Below are 14,730 nucleotides of genomic sequence, written 5' to 3'. Positions count from 1 at the left end.
CCGGCACTCTATTGGAACATGGAACGGCGGGCCAATCGGCGGCGCTGATAGGCATTATCAGTTACCGCGATACAAGCGGTGTCCTATCGAGGGGAGCGCGGTCGATCCGAGTTGCCGCGCGGCCGACAGATCCATCATCGATATTTATGTGCTGCATCATCCACAGCGATTTTGTGGCTTGGCCAAGGCCATTTAAGCGTTGGCGGTAACAGGCGGGGCTGGCGCCGTCCGGTCCCGGCGACACCCGGTCCCGTCACGGGCCGTCAGGACCGTCGGGATTCGCCCGGTTTGCCGCTGATGAAGCGGACAGGAAGCGAACGAATTGGGGAGGAATAAAGGCGATGGATCTGCAGGGATTGCCCGCTATCGTGACCGGGGGCGCATCGGGGCTTGGCCTGGCGACGGCGCGAATGCTCCGGGAGCAGGGGACCAAAGTCGCGATCTTCGACCTCAAGGAAGATCAAGGTGTCTCCCGAGCCGCTGAGATCGGCGCGTCTTTCCATCAGGTCGATGTATCCGACGATCTCAGCGTCGCGCGGGTAATGGAGGCGGCGGCGGCCCGGGACGGTACCGCGCGCCTGCTGGTAAATTGTGCGGGCGTGGCGCTTCCGGCGCGCACGGTGGACCGGGACGGGCTGGCGCACGACTTGGATCGGTTCCGCAGGACCATCGACGTCAACCTTGTCGGCACGTTCAACACAAGTTCGAAATTCGCAGCGCGCCTGGTCGCGGCCGACATTGCCGATGAGGACAAGGGACTCATCGTCAACACGGCGTCCATCGCCGCGTTCGACGGGCAGATCGGGACGGCGGCCTATACCGCGTCCAAGGCGGGCGTCGCAGGCATGACCCTATCGCTGGCGCGCGATCTGGCGGAGCATCGCATCCGCGTCGTGTCCATCGCTCCCGGCGTATTTCTGACCCCGATGGTGGAGGGTTTCAGTCCGCAGGTACAGAGCAGCCTTGCGGCACAGGTGCCCCATCCGCGCCGCCTGGGCCAGCCGAGGGAATATGCGCAATTCGTGCTCGCGATCGCGAGCAACCCCATGCTGAACGGAGAGACGGTCCGCCTCGACGGCGCGGTACGCCTCGGTCCCCGCTGAACCGGGACCGGCCAACGCGGCGGCCCGACCGAACCGCGCCAGCATCATCATCGGGAGAATATTCATGCCGGGAAGCAGCCAGGGAAAAGCTCTGACAGTGTGCGTCGAAGATGGCGAAGCCCGGCTCTTCATGACCGACGTCGCTTTGCCGCCGCTCGCCGCGCATGAAGTGCGGGTGCGAACAGCGGCCGTCGCGCTGAACTATCGCGATATTGCCATGATCTCGGGAAAGTCGATCGATCGACCGGGCCGGGCCTATATCCCGTTCTCGGATGCCTGCGGGATCGTGGAGGCGGTCGGCGACGGCGTCACGCGATGGCGGCCGGGGGATCGCGTCTGCTCGCTCTTTTTCCCGGAATGGATCGCTGGCGCACTCTCTCCTGAAAGCCGCCGCCCGCTTGGGGCCGCGCGTGACGGCGTTGGGCAGACGATGTTCACGGCGGCCGAGCAGGCGCTGGTTGCGGCTCCATCGCATCTTTCGGCGGCAGAGGCGGCAACCTTGCCCTGTGCGGCCTTGACGGCCTGGAACGCCGTCATGCACTCCGGCGCGGCGAAGCCGGGATCGGTCGTGCTCGTCCAGGGCACGGGAGGCGTCTCCCTCTTCGCCCTGCAATTCGCGAAGATGGCTGGCGCGGCGGTTCTGGCGACCAGTTCGTCCGACGCCAAATTGCAGCAGATGCGTGCGCTGGGCGCCGATGGCGGCATCAACTATCGAGACGATCCCCAATGGAGCGCCCCTGCGCTTTCGATGACGGACGGCCGCGGCGTAGACCTCGTCGTGGAGGTCGGCGGAGCCGGCACGTTTACGGAGAGCCTGAAGGCCATTCGGCTGGGCGGCGCGATTTCCGTGGTCGGCATGTTGAGCGGCGCGGTCGAGCCGATCGATGTGCGGCACATCTATGGCAGGAATGCCCGAATTCGCGGCGTCACGGTCGGTTCGCGAGAGATGTTCGAGGCGATGAACCGTGCGCTTGTTCAGCACGAGATCCATCCCGTCGTCGGCCGCGTCCTGCCTTGGGAGGAGGCCGGCGCGGCGATGGAGGCCCTGCAACGGGGAGATGTCGTCGGAAAGATCGTGCTGGATTTCGGCCTGGCGTGAATTACGAAAGATGCTGTTGGTTCAACGAACCGGCGGCATATCTCAGGATGAAACAACACCGGTATGGCAGCTATTTTGCCTCCAATTGTCCGCGTCGCGGGTCCACGTCTGGGTGACCACTGCATTCATGTCGATCCGCTTGTCGTCTCCCTGAAACGAGACCGTTTGCGACAGACGACCTACTACGATCGCCACATTCCCGAAAACGCGTATGTTGAGATCGCCTCGCTGGATGGAATGGTAACGATATTTGCTGGCCACACCTTGCAGATACTCTTCCTTATCGTCGATTTTCCCGTTTCCGTGCACATGCACGAGATCATCGGCAAGGAGATTGTTAAGGGCAGCCAGGTCCGTTGACACGAGAGCGGCGATCCTCCGATTCTCCAACTCCCGGATGACGTCCTCGACCGAGTGATTCATATGCTCGTCCTTTATGCTTGCCCGGTTCAGAGAAGTGCACTGGCGCCGCGACCGCCGGAAAAGCCCCTCATCGCGGCGTCGATCGCCGCTTCAGCGCATCGAGCTCCGCACGCATGTAGAGGCGTCCGGCGCGCATCACGGCGGCAATGCCGTGAAGGTTTCCAGCCGCCGCCAGTGGATTGGCATTGAGGACGACCAGATCGGCGGCCATCCCCGGCTCCACCGCGCCCATCGTCCGTTCCCGTCCGAGAAAGCGCGCCGCGTCGATCGTCGTCATCTGCAAGATGCGCAAGGGAGGAATGCCGGCTCGCGCGAGCAGGTCGAACTCATGATGCAATGAAGCAGGGGGCAGCCACCCTCCGCCGAAGTCCGTTCCAGCCAGCATCTTGACGCCCGCTTCGTCGAACAGCTTCGTCACCTTCAACTGGAGTTCGAACAGATTCCGAAGCGTCTCCCGGTCGCCCGCGGCCATTCGGCGGCTGAACGCATCACCGACCGAGTTCCAGAGCGCGCGCGATTCCGCGGGCACATATTTATTGTCCGGATTGTCGCGCAGGGATGGGCCGTCGCCTATCTCCATCGCTTCCAGTCGCGCCAGAGTCGGAACCTGCCACATGGTCCCGGCCGCGAGATCGCGGGCGAGCGTGCGGCATTTCGCTTCGTCGAACGTCGCTACCGTCCGCGCGATCAGCCTGATGGCGGGCGGCGGAAGCTGCGCCATGGGATTGGCCAAGAGCCGCTTCCACTCCTCCGGCGCGGCATTCGCCGGAGCCTCCGCCGGTTCCGGTGCCGAAGACAGGATTCGCCGCAACGCGTCCTCGTCGCGCGAGCAACTCAGCAGGACGCTGATGCCTGGGCCAAGATGCTCAACCGACGTCATCCCATGCCCGGCGGCCTCCCTGATCGTGACCGACGGGACAAGATGGCCTGCGATCGGAAGCCCGTTGAGACGCGCTTCGTCAATCGCCGCCAGATAGGCTTCGCGACCGGCATCCGCTATCTTGATGAAATCGGCGCCCTGTTGCTTCTGCCGGCGGACTTCGGCCCGCATCCACTCGGCAGTGGCGCTTGCTCCGGGGATGAGTATCGCACCGGGCATAGCCAACAGGGCCGGGGATTCTGGCGGCAGGATAGGCTTCCCCGATGCACGCGCCGCCAGCAATTCCGGAGAGCCGGCCATCTGGCGGAACCCCGTAATTCCGCTCGCCAGCATGAGCGGCAGGCTCGTCGCGGGACTTGCGCTATTCAGGTTGTGCGCATGCATGTCGTTGTAGCCAGGCACGACAAACCTGCCTGGCAGCGACACGCGGCGTGCTGTGCGAGCGACCTTGAAGCTGTGCGCCGGCGCAACCTTGACGATCCGTTCGCCCTGTATCCACACGGCGCTGTTGGGTCTTGCCGCGCCGGTGCGCGTATCGATGACGGTCACGCCGTCAAGGACCACGCCCTGGCGCACCATGTCCACGGGCGGCGCGGCGGCCAGCGGCGCGGCGGCGACTATCGACAGCAAGGCCGTTGCGAAGGATTTGACTTGGTTTCTCTTATGCACGGACATTTCCCAGCTAGAGCGTTTTCCAAGCAGATGGAATCATCTGCTGACTCGGAAAACACGACAAAACAAAAACTTAGAGCAGTCGAGCCGATGCAATCGGATCGGAATCTGCTCTAGAATTTCACAGCGGCGCGGGCGCCATAAGTGCGCGGCGCGGCGCGGGTCGATACGAGGATGTTGGCGATGGGTTGCGTCGAGGAGAAGACCGGGGTGCGGTTATTCTCGATGTTGCGAACGAACGCAGCGATCGACCAGTTTCCGTTCGCCGGACCGAAGCTCAACTGCGCATTGCTGCGCCAGACGCCCGAGGCGCGCTGTTCGGGGAGATAGAGGAAACCCAGATACCGGGAACTGCGATATTGCGTATCGGCACTGGCGACGAGGTCGAAATCGCCGACATGAATTGTCTGTTGGGCAGCGATGTTCAGCGTCCATTTCGGCGAGTTGAAGCCCGGCTTGCCCGCGCAATCCACATTATAACGGTTCGCCGCGGTATCCAGAGTGGCGATGCAGCCGGTCAATGGCGGCACGCCGCTATTCTGGTTTACGTAGGTGAACGACTTGTTGCGGCTGTCGAGATACTGGACGTCGCCACTGATCAAAGTCGTCGGAGTGGCCAACACCCGCGCCTCCACCTCGATACCGCGAATGCGCGACTGCCCGATATTCTGGGTGATATTGGTGATGCGTCCGGCAAGGTCGGGACGGACGGACGACACCTGCTGGTCCTTATATTCCCACCAGAAACCCTCGATGTTGAGCTGCACCCGGTTGTCGAAAAACCGGTTCTTCGATCCGACCGTATAGGCTGTGATAAATTCGGGATCATATGTCTCGAAACCGGTGGCGGCTGAAAAGCCGCCCGACCGATAGCCGGTTTCGACGCTCGCATAGAGCATCGATTGCTGGGCCAGATCGAACTCGACCGCGCCGCGATATGTCACGCGGCGGTTGGTCAGGCGCTGATCGTCGTTTCGGTCGCCGCGGATGAGGAGAGCCCCTGTGGGCACGCCGCCAACGCGCAGCGGCACCGGCGGTGATCCCGCCGCGGGGAAGGCGAAGGGAAACTGCGCCGGCGTCTCCACAACGGGAAAGAGCGGAGCGTTGGGACAGGTGGGCACGCCCGCGACCCGTAGCTGGCAGACGATCGCGCCTGAGATGCTCGTGCCGGCGAACCGCTTGCGATCCTCGGTATAGCGGATACCGCCGACAAGTCTGACGCGGTCGTTCAGATGGAGTGTCAGCCGGCCGAAGGGCGCGATCGATTCCGTGACGTAGCGCGCGTTGGAGAATGCTGCCGAAGCCGAGGTGCTCAGCGCGACATCGGCAGAGATGTCCTCATGATAGTAAAGCGCGCCTATCGTATAGTCGATGCTGCCGACGCGGTTGCCGGCGAAACGTGCCTCAAGGCTGTATTGCTCATCGGTCTCGCGCTGGAGCGCCCCGAAGGCGCCGCTGGTCGCCAGATAGTCGAGCTTGTTGTAGCGCCATGCAGGGATGACCGAGAGCGTGCCGATTGGCGTTGTCCACTCGATCAGCCCGTTGGCGCCGTAAAACCGATTGTTCTGATAGGGCGCGATGGCCAGCGGGTCCAGCTTGCGGCCTGCGGGGCCGGCGTTGACGGTGACGCGATAGGCCTGCGCCAAAGGCGTGAGCACGCCATCGGAGGCAGGCACGCTCGCCGGCGCAAAGGCGTATCGGCCGGCCAGAGGATTATAGACATAGTGCCCGTCGTAACCGACGCTCGTACCCACGCCGCCCAGATCCGCATGGTCGGCGGCGAGGCGAACGGTCAGGTTGGGCGTCAGGCGTGCCTTCAACTGCACGCGCAATGCGGCAATATCCTCGTCAGATGTTCCATCGCGATTATAGCCATCCCGCTTCGAGCGCATGCCCGATATGCGGAGAGCCCCGTCATCGCCCATGGGTATGTTGACCGCTGCTTCCGCGATGAGGGCATCGTAATTGCCATAGCTCAGGGAGCCATGGCCGGAAAAATCGCCAGGCTTCGGCTGCACGGGGATGACGTTGATCGCGCCGCCCGTCGCGTTGCGGCCGTACAGCGTTCCTTGCGGACCTTTCAACACCTCGACCCGTTCGAGATCGTAGAAAACGCCGACCGTGCCGGTCGGGCGGCCCACATAAACGCCGTCATAGTTGAACGCAGAGGCCGGATCGCTGTTCTGGGTAAGGGTAAAATTGCCGACGCCCCGGATGAAAATCAGATTGCCGGTACTCGTCGGCTGGATGGAGAGCGCAGGAACCTGTTCGTTGAGCCGATCCGCCTGCGTCACGCCGGCCTTCAGCAGCGCGGCGCCGTCGACGACATTTATAGCAACCGCCGCGCGCTGCGAGCTTTCGACCCGGCGCTGGGCGGTTACGATGATTTCTTCCAGACCCGTTCCATTGGCGGTGGATTCCTCCGCCGATGCGGGTTCCTGCACGGCCGACCCCGCCGGCGCGCCTTGCGAGAGGGCGATCCCCGGCATCAAACAAACGGACGCAACGGTCGTCACCAGCCATACACGCATCTTTTCCTCCCGACATTTATCTATGATCTGCCGACATTCACCGGCTTTGTTGTATTATTGAAGATTAGCTATTCAAGGAAACGATGGCGGTTTCTGTCCCATGATAGGCAGCGGGCATCAGGGCCGTCGGTTCGATGAAGCGGATGAAGCAGCCGGCGCCGCGCGTGCGCCAGCCGCAAGTTACGAGCAGCCCTGGGCCGACGGAATCCCTCGACCCTGTTCAGGCCCGGCACGCGGTTCCCGATGGAATCCCGGCCTCGTCAGATCTTGACTGCGTCCAGTCCCACCGGTCCGCTTGCAGGACGCCGTTTGAGTTCCGTCTCGTCCTCACCCGCAAGCATCCGCTGACGCAACATGTCCGGGTCGAACTCGACGCCGATGGGATTGACGTTGAACTCTTCCGTAAAGAAGAACTTCGTCGATTCTTCGACAGTCTCGAAATTCTCGACCTGGAATTCGAGATGATTGCCGTCCGGGTCGCGATAGTAGAGCGAGGTGGTGGGGCCATGATTGATCGCCCATGCAGGCGCGATCCCAAGATCTTTCAGGCGCTGATAATTTTCCAGCAGGTCGTGAAGCGAGTCATAGGTGAAGGCGATATGATGCAGGCCGACATCGGAACCGTCCTGGTCGTGCAGATCGGGAACGGCCACGATCGCGATGCGATGATGCTCTTCATCGTAGGACAGGAAAGACAAGCCCGGATTTTCGTAGGCGGCCGTCGCATGCATCACGAGCTTGTACCAATCCACCATCTCCGTGAAGCGGGACGTGCGGAGAACAAAATGAGCGAGTTTCGAAGGCGGAACAATTTTCGCCGCGATCTCGGATCGGCGTTCATCAAGCATCTGCATTGTCTTCTCCTTAGTCTCTCTTTTCCGTCGGGACGGCCACGCCGCCCATCATTTGTGCGCCTTGTTTCCTTCGGGCGCCGCCCTTCGCCGAACAAACCCGCAGGATTGCGCGCTCCGCATCGCGGGAGTTTAGTCGCCCAAAGCTATAAAACCGATATGGCAGAAACTTGCCGGCGATAGCTGGCACCTATCGGCTGCCTGGCATCCGCACATCCGCAGCAAGCGCAATCAAGGGACCTGAGCGATGCCTGCCACGCATCTCAGGGCGGGATGCGCCATCTGCCCATGCCATGGGGGCGCGCCTATTGGGAGGCTCATGCCGTCCGCTAGGCGAGGCAATAATCCAAGCGATCCGAGAGGTTTGCGCGGTGGCCTATTAATGGAGAGCTTCATGGCCAAAGTCATCATTTCATGCGCAATCACGGGAGGCATCCATACGCCGACCATGTCCGATGCGCTGCCGATTACCCCCGAACAGATCGCTGAGGAGTCGATTGCCGCCGCCGAAGCAGGGGCCGCGATCATCCACCTGCACGCACGTCGGCCCGAGGATGGCCACCCGACCGGCGATCCGGAGGTGTTCGCGCGTTTCCTGCCGGTGATCAAGCAGCGCACCGACGCGGTCATCAACCTTACCACCGGCGGCAGTCTGACCATGCCCGTCCAGGAGCGCATCGCGGCCGCGCTCCGGTTCCAGCCCGAGATATGCTCGCTCAACATGGGGAGCATGAACTTCGCGCTGTTTCCCGTGGCGGGCAAGATCACGGAATGGAAATATCCGTGGGAAAAGGACTATATTGCCAATTCGGACGATTATGTCTTCCGCAACAGCTTCCGTGACATCGCCTATATGTTCGAGACGCTGGGCGGCATGGGCACCAAATATGAGCATGAATGCTATGACCTTTCGCATCTCTACACGCTGGCGCACTTCATCGATCGTGGCCTGATCAAGCCGCCATTCTTCGTCCAGATGGTCTTCGGAATCCTGGGTGGAGTGGGCGCGCACCTCGAAAACCTCGTGTTCATGAAGGAAACCGCGGACCGGCTTTTCGGCAAGGAGAGCTATAAATGGTCGGTGCTGGCGGCGGGCCGCCACCAGATGCCGTTCATAACCCAGGCGGCGCTGCTGGGCGGGCATGTTCGCGTCGGGCTTGAGGACAGTCTTTATATCGGACGTGGCGAACTCGCCGCATCGAACGCCCAGCAGGTCGAGAAGATCAAGCGCATCCTGGCCGAACTCGGCCATGAGCCCGCGACACCCGCCGAAGCGCGCGAAATGCTGGGCCTGAAGGGCGCCGACCGGACGCTCATCTGATCACGCAAGAAGCCGCGGAGGGTGTGACACCCGCGGCGGCCCTCCTCAATTTATCGACCGCCGATCGAATTCGAAGGATCAAGTGCATGGAAGCCGCGAGCAGCCAGTCGCGACGCGACATCGTCAACGCGCTCGAGCATCTCGATACGCGATTATTGTGGCTTTCCTCCTGGATGATTCACAACGCCAATCATCTTCGGCCGAAACGTGATGGCCTGAAGGTCGGCGGCCATCAGGCCAGTTGTTCGTCGATGACCGCGATCATGGCGGCGCTCTACTTCCATGCCCTTCGTCCGCAGGACAAAGTGGCGGTCAAGCCGCATGCGGGGCCGGTACTGCATGCCATCCATTACCTGCTCGGCAACCAGACCCTCGATCGCATGCAGAAATTCCGCGGTCTGGGGGGTGTGCAAAGCTATCCTTCCCGTACCAAGGACACTATCCCCGTCGACTTCTCCACGGGCTCGGTCGGCCTGGGCGTCGCGGTCACGGCTTTCTCTTCACTCGTCCAGGACTATCTTATCGCGCACGGCCAGGTGCGGGAGGAGGATGCGGGTCGCATGATCGCGCTGATGGGCGATGCCGAACTCGACGAGGGCAATATCTACGAATGCCTGATCGAGGGTTACAAGCACGATCTGCGCAACTGCTGGTGGATCGTCGACTATAACCGCCAGTCGCTGGATGCGACCACGGCGGATCGCATGTTCCGGCGCTTCGACGATATCTTCGAGACATGTGGCTGGCGCGTTGTCACGCTAAAGTACGGAAAGATGCAGCAGGCCGCCTTCGCTCAGGCAGGCGGCAAGGCGCTGGAAGAGTGGATCGACAGCTGCCCGAACGCCGAATTCGCTGCGCTGACCTATCAGGGTGGTGCAGCCTGGCGCGAGCGGTTGATGGCCGACATCGGCCAGAAACCGAACGCCCGGAAGCTGCTCGACAGCTATGACGACGAGGCTCTGGCGCGGCTCATGACCAATCTGGGCGGCCATTGCATCGAAACGCTGGTCGACGCATTCGACAGCGCGCAGGACGACCGGCCGACCCTGTTCATCGCCTATACGGTCAAGGGCCACGGGTTGCCGCTCGCGGGCCACAAGGACAATCACTCGGGCATGATGAACCCGGCCCAGATGGAGCAGTTCCGCACCGGCCTGGGCATCAGGGAAGGCGAGGAGTGGGAACCCTGGGGCGGCCTTGGCGACAATGCCGCAACAGAGCTGAAGGCTTTCATCGCCGACAGTCCGATCGCGAAGGTCAAGACGGAACCGCTGGCGCCCGCAATCGCCGTTCCGGCGATCCGCGCGCCCGAGGGTGCCGAACAATCCACCCAGGCCGCTTTCGGACGCATCCTGCTCGACCTCGCCAAATCGGGCGAGGAGCTGGCCGATCGCATTGTCACCACCGCGCCTGACGTCACCCAGACCACCAATCTCGGCGCCTTCGTCAACCAGCGCGGCCTGTTTCGCCGGCAGGAGCTGGCCGACGTGTTCCACAAGGCGAAGATTCCCTCGGCACAGAAATGGGCGCAGCATGCGGCGGGTCAGCATATCGAGCTGGGCATTGCAGAAAACAACTTCTTCCTCATGCTGGCCTCGCTGGGCCTTGCCGCACCGCATTTCGGTACACGGCTGCTGCCGGTCGGCACTGTCTACGACCCGTTCATCGCCCGGGGTCTCGATTCGCTGAACTATGGCTGCTATTCGGACTCCCGCTTCCTCCTGGTGGGCACGCCGTCGGGAATCACGCTGGCAGCGGAAGGCGGCGCGCACCAGTCGATCAACACCCCGCTGATCGGCATGGGTCAGCCCAATCTCACCTATTTCGAGCCGGCCTATGCCGACGAGCTGGCCATGATGATGGCTTATGCCTTCGACCATATGCAGCAGCCTGACGGCAGCTCCGTCTATCTGCGCCTGACGACCCGATCGATCCCGCAGGTCGCACGCGATGACGTCAGCTGGCAAGCCGACCTGTTGAAGGGCGGTTACTGGCTGCGTCGTCCTTCCGAAGGGGCTGAAGCCGCGATTGCCTTCACCGGCGTCGTCGCGCCCGAAGCGTTGGCGGCGTGGGAAAAGCTTGTCGACGACATTCCGGGTCTCGGCCTGCTCAATGTCACCTCACCTGACCTGCTCCATCGCGGCTGGTCGGCCCGTCGCGCCGCGCGCTGGACCGATGAAACGGCCGCGCCCTGCCATGCTGAGACGTTGCTATCCGCGCTGGCACCGGGCGCGGGCCTGGTGACGGTGCTCGACGGATCGCCCGCCGCGCTGTCCTGGCTCGGCGGCGTCAAGGGCATGCGGGTGAGCCCGCTCGGGACCGACCGTTTCGGCCAGACCGGGGACCTGCCCGATCTCTATCACGCCTATCGGCTGGACAGCGACGCCATCATCGAAGCCGCCGCCGAACTTTTCCTGGGAAACTGACATGGCCATCGAACTGAAGATCCCGGCGCTGTCGCCGACGATGGAAAAGGGCACGCTGGCAAAATGGCTGGTCGCCGAGGGCGATCTGGTGAAGGCCGGCGATCTCCTCGCCGAGATCGAGACCGACAAGGCCACGATGGAATTCGAAGCCGTGGACGAGGGGAGGATAACGAACCTCGTGGTTCCCGAAGGAACGGCAGACGTTGCGGTCGGCACGGTCATTGCCGTCATGGCGGAGAATGGCGAGACCGCGCCCAGGCCGGTGCTGGCCGGCGCCGAGCCGACGATCGCCCGACCTGTCGAGGCCGCGCAAGCGCTCGCTCCATCCGCTCCAGAGTCGGTCCGGCCAAAGCCCGCGCCAAGGGTGCCGGCGCCGCGCACCCGTGTGTCGCCCGCCGAGCGGGTGAAGGTTAGCCCGCTTGCATTGCGCATTGCGGAGGCGAAGGGCATTGACCTTGGCGGCATCACCGGTACCGGCCCCAACGGCCGCATCGTTCGCGCCGATCTTGGCATCGGGCCATTGGTCACCCCGCGCCACGACCCGGTCGCACGGTCGATCGACGCCGTGCCGTCCCCTGTCGCGACCATCGCCCCACCGCCTTCCGGCGTTCCTGTCGAGACGGTCAAGCTCAGTTCGATGCGAAAGACCATCGCGCGGCGCCTCACCGAATCCAAGCAGACGGTGCCGCACTTCTACCTGACGGCACGCTGCAACATCGATCCGCTGTTGAAGCTGCGCAGAGAATTGAACGCCTCTCTCGCGCCGCGCAGCATCAAGCTCAGCGTCAACGACATGCTGATCAAGGCCCTGGCGCTCGCGCTCGTCGAAGTGCCGGACGCGAACGTCCAGTTCGGCGGCGAGGAGCTGCATCGCTTCGCGCGCGTCGACATATCGATGGCGGTTGCGATCGACGGCGGCCTCATCACTCCGGTGATCAAGGGCGCTGAGGCGCTGTCGCTTTCCGCCATAGCGACGCAGACGAAGGCGCTCGCCGCGAAGGCGCGCGATGGCAAGCTGCTGCCCGAGGAATATCAGGGCGGCACCTGCTCGATCTCCAATCTCGGCATGTTCGGGATCGACGAGATGTTTCCGGTGATCAATCCGCCCCAGGCTCTCATTCTGGGCACGGCCGCAGGGGTGGAGCAGCCGTGGAAGGTCGATGGTGCCGTGGGGCTCGCGACGATCATGGCGACGACGGCGAGCTTCGATCATCGCGCAATCGACGGCGCCCTGGCGGCCCAGTTCATGCAGTCATTCCGCGGCCTTGTCGAAACGCCGATCCTGCTGTGCAGTTGATCATGACAAGTGCCGGGGGGCGCTTGTTCTTCCTCAAATCATTCGAGGAAGGCGCTGTCCAGATCCGTGGAGCAGGAGCGGACATATCCGCCTGAAGCTGAAGGAAATTTATGCAGACCGACCCTATCGTGATTGCCAGTTATGCCCGCACTCCGATGGGCGGGTTTCAAGGCGCGTTTTCATCGGTCGCCGCAACGGAGCTTGGCGCTATCGCCGTCCGTGCGGCAGTCGAACGCGCCAAGGTGCCGGGCGAAGCAATCGACCGCATCTACATGGGATGCGTGCTGCCGGCGGCGCTCGGCCAGGCGCCGGCGCGACAGGCCGCTCTCGGCGCCGGGCTTCCGGAGAGCGTTCAGGCCACGACAGTGAACAAAATGTGCGGCTCTGGCATGCAGGCAATCATCATGGCGGCCGAAGCGCTGCGAGCGGGCGCCGCCGACGTCATCGTCGCCGGAGGCATGGAAAGCATGACCAATGCGCCCTATGCCCTTCCCAAACATCGCTCTGGCGCTCGGATCGGACATGACCGCGTCATCGACACAATGATGATGGACGGTCTCGAGGATGCCTATAGCGTGGGCAAGCCGATGGGCGCGTTCGCGCAGGATACGGCGGATGCCTATCAGTTCACGCGCGAGATGCAGGATGCCTATGCGCTTCGGTCGCTGGAGCGGGCGCGGGCCGCAATCGAAACGGGCGCCTTCGCCGAAGAAATCGTGCCGGTGCCTGTAAGGACGCGGTCAGGCTCGCAATTCATCGCAACGGACGAGCAGCCGGGGAGGGCGCGGCCGGAGAAAATACCGACGTTAAAGCCTGCATTCGCGTCAAACGGCACGATCACTGCGGCGAGTTCGGCATCGATCTCCGATGGCGCGGCGGCCATTATATTGACTCGGCGGAGCGTTGCCGAGCGGCTCAAAATGCCGGTAATAGCGCGCTTGAGCGGGGCCGCGGCGCATGCGCATGCTCCCGCGCTCTTCACCACCGCTCCCGTTCACGCCATCCGGACGTTGCTCGGCAGAACAGGCTGGTCGGTTGAGGATGTCGACCTGTTCGAGGTGAACGAAGCCTTTGCCGCGGTAGCGATGATCGCGGCGCGCGATTTGGCAATCCCCGATGACCGCCTCAATGTAAATGGCGGGGCGACAGCCCTGGGCCATCCGATAGGCGCGTCGGGCGCGCGCATTCTGGCAACCTTGCTGGCGGCGCTTCAACGCCGGGGCGGTCGGCGCGGCGTCGCGGCCCTGTGCATCGGCGGCGGCGAAGCGACCGCAATGGCAATTGAACTGATTTGAGGGAGAGACAAGCGATGAACATCGATGGCGTTGCAGCAATCGTCACGGGAGGCGCATCGGGGCTCGGGGCTGGCACGGCACTGCGCCTTGCCCGCTTAGGAGCCAGGGTCACGATCTTCGACCTCAATTCGAAGCTCGGCTCCGCACAGGCGGAGGAGTTGGGAGGACATTTCCTGGCCGTGGATGTGACGGACGAAGTCGCCGTTCACGCGGCGATCGCGGAAGCTGAGGCGCGGCACGGCGTCGCTCGCATCCTGATCAATTGCGCCGGCATCGCCACGCCGCGCAAGGTGATAGATCGCGACGGCAGTCCGATGCCGCTTGCCGACTTCTCCAGGATCGTGACGATCAATCTCATAGGTTCGTTCAATGTGCTCTCCGCCTTCGCCGCGCGGCTTCACACCGCCGAACCTGTTGGCGAGGAGCGCGGTGTCATCGTCAACACGGCGTCGGTTGCCGCCTATGATGGGCAGATCGGTCAGGCCGGCTATGCCGCGTCGAAGAGTGGAATCGTTGGAATGACACTGCCGATAGCGCGAGAGCTTGCGCGTTATGGCATAAGGGTCATGGCGATCGCACCGGGCATCTTCTGGACGCCGCTGCTCGCCGGACTGCCCCAGGAGGCCCAGGACTCCCTCGGAAAGCAGGTGCCGTTCCCCAGCCGGTTGGGGCAGCCCGGCGAATATGCGCAATTGGTGGAAAGCATCATAACCAACCCGATGTTGAACGGAGAGGTCATTCGCCTGGACGGAGCGATCAGGATGGCCCCCAAATAAGCGCGCAGCGGCGGCCCGAATGTCAAGGCAGAAATGATCGAGCGCTTTTCCGCAAC

The 14,730-nt window shown here is 63.1% G+C and carries 11 protein-coding genes; 7 read left to right on the top strand and 4 right to left on the bottom strand.

Features of this window, described 5'->3' with window-relative positions; genetic code table 11:
* Positions 1-341 precede the first annotated feature (341 nt).
* Positions 342-1,103: an SDR family NAD(P)-dependent oxidoreductase gene (locus tag EGM87_RS10290; protein WP_044660067.1), complete on the top strand. Its 762-nt coding sequence runs from the start codon at positions 342-344 to the stop codon at positions 1,101-1,103.
* Between the two features lie 64 nt (positions 1,104-1,167).
* Positions 1,168-2,202 (top strand): zinc-dependent alcohol dehydrogenase family protein, encoded by a 1,035-nt coding sequence (locus tag EGM87_RS10285; protein WP_130029761.1) that lies wholly within the window; start codon positions 1,168-1,170, stop codon positions 2,200-2,202.
* Positions 2,203-2,244: 42 nt separating this feature from the next.
* On the opposite strand, the gene EGM87_RS10280 is transcribed toward EGM87_RS10285, so the two are convergent.
* The 4 genes from EGM87_RS10280 to EGM87_RS10265 form a co-directional block, all read right to left on the bottom strand.
* Complete coding sequence (locus EGM87_RS10280; protein ID WP_044660066.1) at positions 2,245-2,625, bottom strand: nuclear transport factor 2 family protein; 381 nt, start codon at positions 2,623-2,625, stop codon at positions 2,245-2,247.
* Between the two features lie 67 nt (positions 2,626-2,692).
* The gene (locus tag EGM87_RS10275) at positions 2,693-4,174 is read right to left on the bottom strand and encodes an amidohydrolase family protein (RefSeq protein WP_165363303.1); all 1,482 of its coding nucleotides are present in this window, start codon (positions 4,172-4,174) and stop codon (positions 2,693-2,695) included.
* Between the two features lie 116 nt (positions 4,175-4,290).
* Complete coding sequence (locus tag EGM87_RS10270) at positions 4,291-6,708, bottom strand: TonB-dependent receptor (RefSeq protein ID WP_044660065.1); 2,418 nt, start codon at positions 6,706-6,708, stop codon at positions 4,291-4,293.
* A gap of 260 nt (positions 6,709-6,968) precedes the next feature.
* The gene (locus tag EGM87_RS10265) at positions 6,969-7,562 is read right to left on the bottom strand and encodes a VOC family protein (protein WP_044660064.1); all 594 of its coding nucleotides are present in this window, start codon (positions 7,560-7,562) and stop codon (positions 6,969-6,971) included.
* Positions 7,563-7,953: 391 nt separating this feature from the next.
* On the opposite strand from EGM87_RS10265, the gene kce reads away from it, so the two are divergent.
* From kce to EGM87_RS10240, 5 genes are all read left to right on the top strand, one after another.
* Complete coding sequence (gene kce / locus EGM87_RS10260; RefSeq protein WP_037483882.1) at positions 7,954-8,880, top strand: 3,5-dioxohexanoate:acetyl-CoA acetone transferase; 927 nt, start codon at positions 7,954-7,956, stop codon at positions 8,878-8,880.
* An 86-nt stretch (positions 8,881-8,966) separates the two neighbouring features.
* On the top strand, positions 8,967-11,306 hold the full coding sequence (locus EGM87_RS10255; RefSeq protein WP_044660063.1) for a thiamine pyrophosphate-binding protein: 2,340 nt from the start codon (positions 8,967-8,969) through the stop codon (positions 11,304-11,306).
* A gap of 1 nt (position 11,307) precedes the next feature.
* Complete coding sequence (locus EGM87_RS10250) at positions 11,308-12,603, top strand: pyruvate dehydrogenase complex dihydrolipoamide acetyltransferase (RefSeq protein WP_044660062.1); 1,296 nt, start codon at positions 11,308-11,310, stop codon at positions 12,601-12,603.
* 110 nt (positions 12,604-12,713) lie between these two features.
* On the top strand, positions 12,714-13,898 hold the full coding sequence (locus tag EGM87_RS10245) for an acetyl-CoA C-acyltransferase (RefSeq protein WP_044660061.1): 1,185 nt from the start codon (positions 12,714-12,716) through the stop codon (positions 13,896-13,898).
* 14 nt (positions 13,899-13,912) lie between these two features.
* Positions 13,913-14,674, top strand: a complete 762-nt coding sequence (locus EGM87_RS10240; RefSeq protein WP_044660060.1) for an SDR family NAD(P)-dependent oxidoreductase — start codon at positions 13,913-13,915, stop codon at positions 14,672-14,674.
* The last annotated feature ends 56 nt before the right edge of the window (positions 14,675-14,730 follow it).

Source organism: Sphingobium sp. RSMS (genome assembly GCF_005406185.4).
Taxonomy (GTDB): domain Bacteria; phylum Pseudomonadota; class Alphaproteobacteria; order Sphingomonadales; family Sphingomonadaceae; genus Sphingobium; species Sphingobium fuliginis.
Note: the sequence above shows the minus strand (reverse complement) of the source record. Positions and strands in the feature narration are given on the sequence as shown.

Excerpts from the sequence above, each read along its gene's own strand:
- EGM87_RS10270 (WP_044660065.1), bottom strand. The coding sequence starts at position 6,708 with ATGCGTGTATGGCTGGTGACGACCGTTGCGTCCGTTTGTTTGATGCCG.
- EGM87_RS10250 (WP_044660062.1), top strand. The coding sequence starts at position 11,308 with ATGGCCATCGAACTGAAGATCCCGGCGCTGTCGCCGACGATGGAAAAG.
- EGM87_RS10290 (WP_044660067.1), top strand. The coding sequence starts at position 342 with ATGGATCTGCAGGGATTGCCCGCTATCGTGACCGGGGGCGCATCGGGG.
- EGM87_RS10265 (WP_044660064.1), bottom strand. The coding sequence starts at position 7,562 with ATGCAGATGCTTGATGAACGCCGATCCGAGATCGCGGCGAAAATTGTT.
- EGM87_RS10280 (WP_044660066.1), bottom strand. The coding sequence starts at position 2,625 with ATGAATCACTCGGTCGAGGACGTCATCCGGGAGTTGGAGAATCGGAGG.
- EGM87_RS10245 (WP_044660061.1), top strand. The coding sequence starts at position 12,714 with ATGCAGACCGACCCTATCGTGATTGCCAGTTATGCCCGCACTCCGATG.
- kce (WP_037483882.1), top strand. The coding sequence starts at position 7,954 with ATGGCCAAAGTCATCATTTCATGCGCAATCACGGGAGGCATCCATACG.
- EGM87_RS10285 (WP_130029761.1), top strand. The coding sequence starts at position 1,168 with ATGCCGGGAAGCAGCCAGGGAAAAGCTCTGACAGTGTGCGTCGAAGAT.
- EGM87_RS10240 (WP_044660060.1), top strand. The coding sequence starts at position 13,913 with ATGAACATCGATGGCGTTGCAGCAATCGTCACGGGAGGCGCATCGGGG.
- EGM87_RS10255 (WP_044660063.1), top strand. The coding sequence starts at position 8,967 with ATGGAAGCCGCGAGCAGCCAGTCGCGACGCGACATCGTCAACGCGCTC.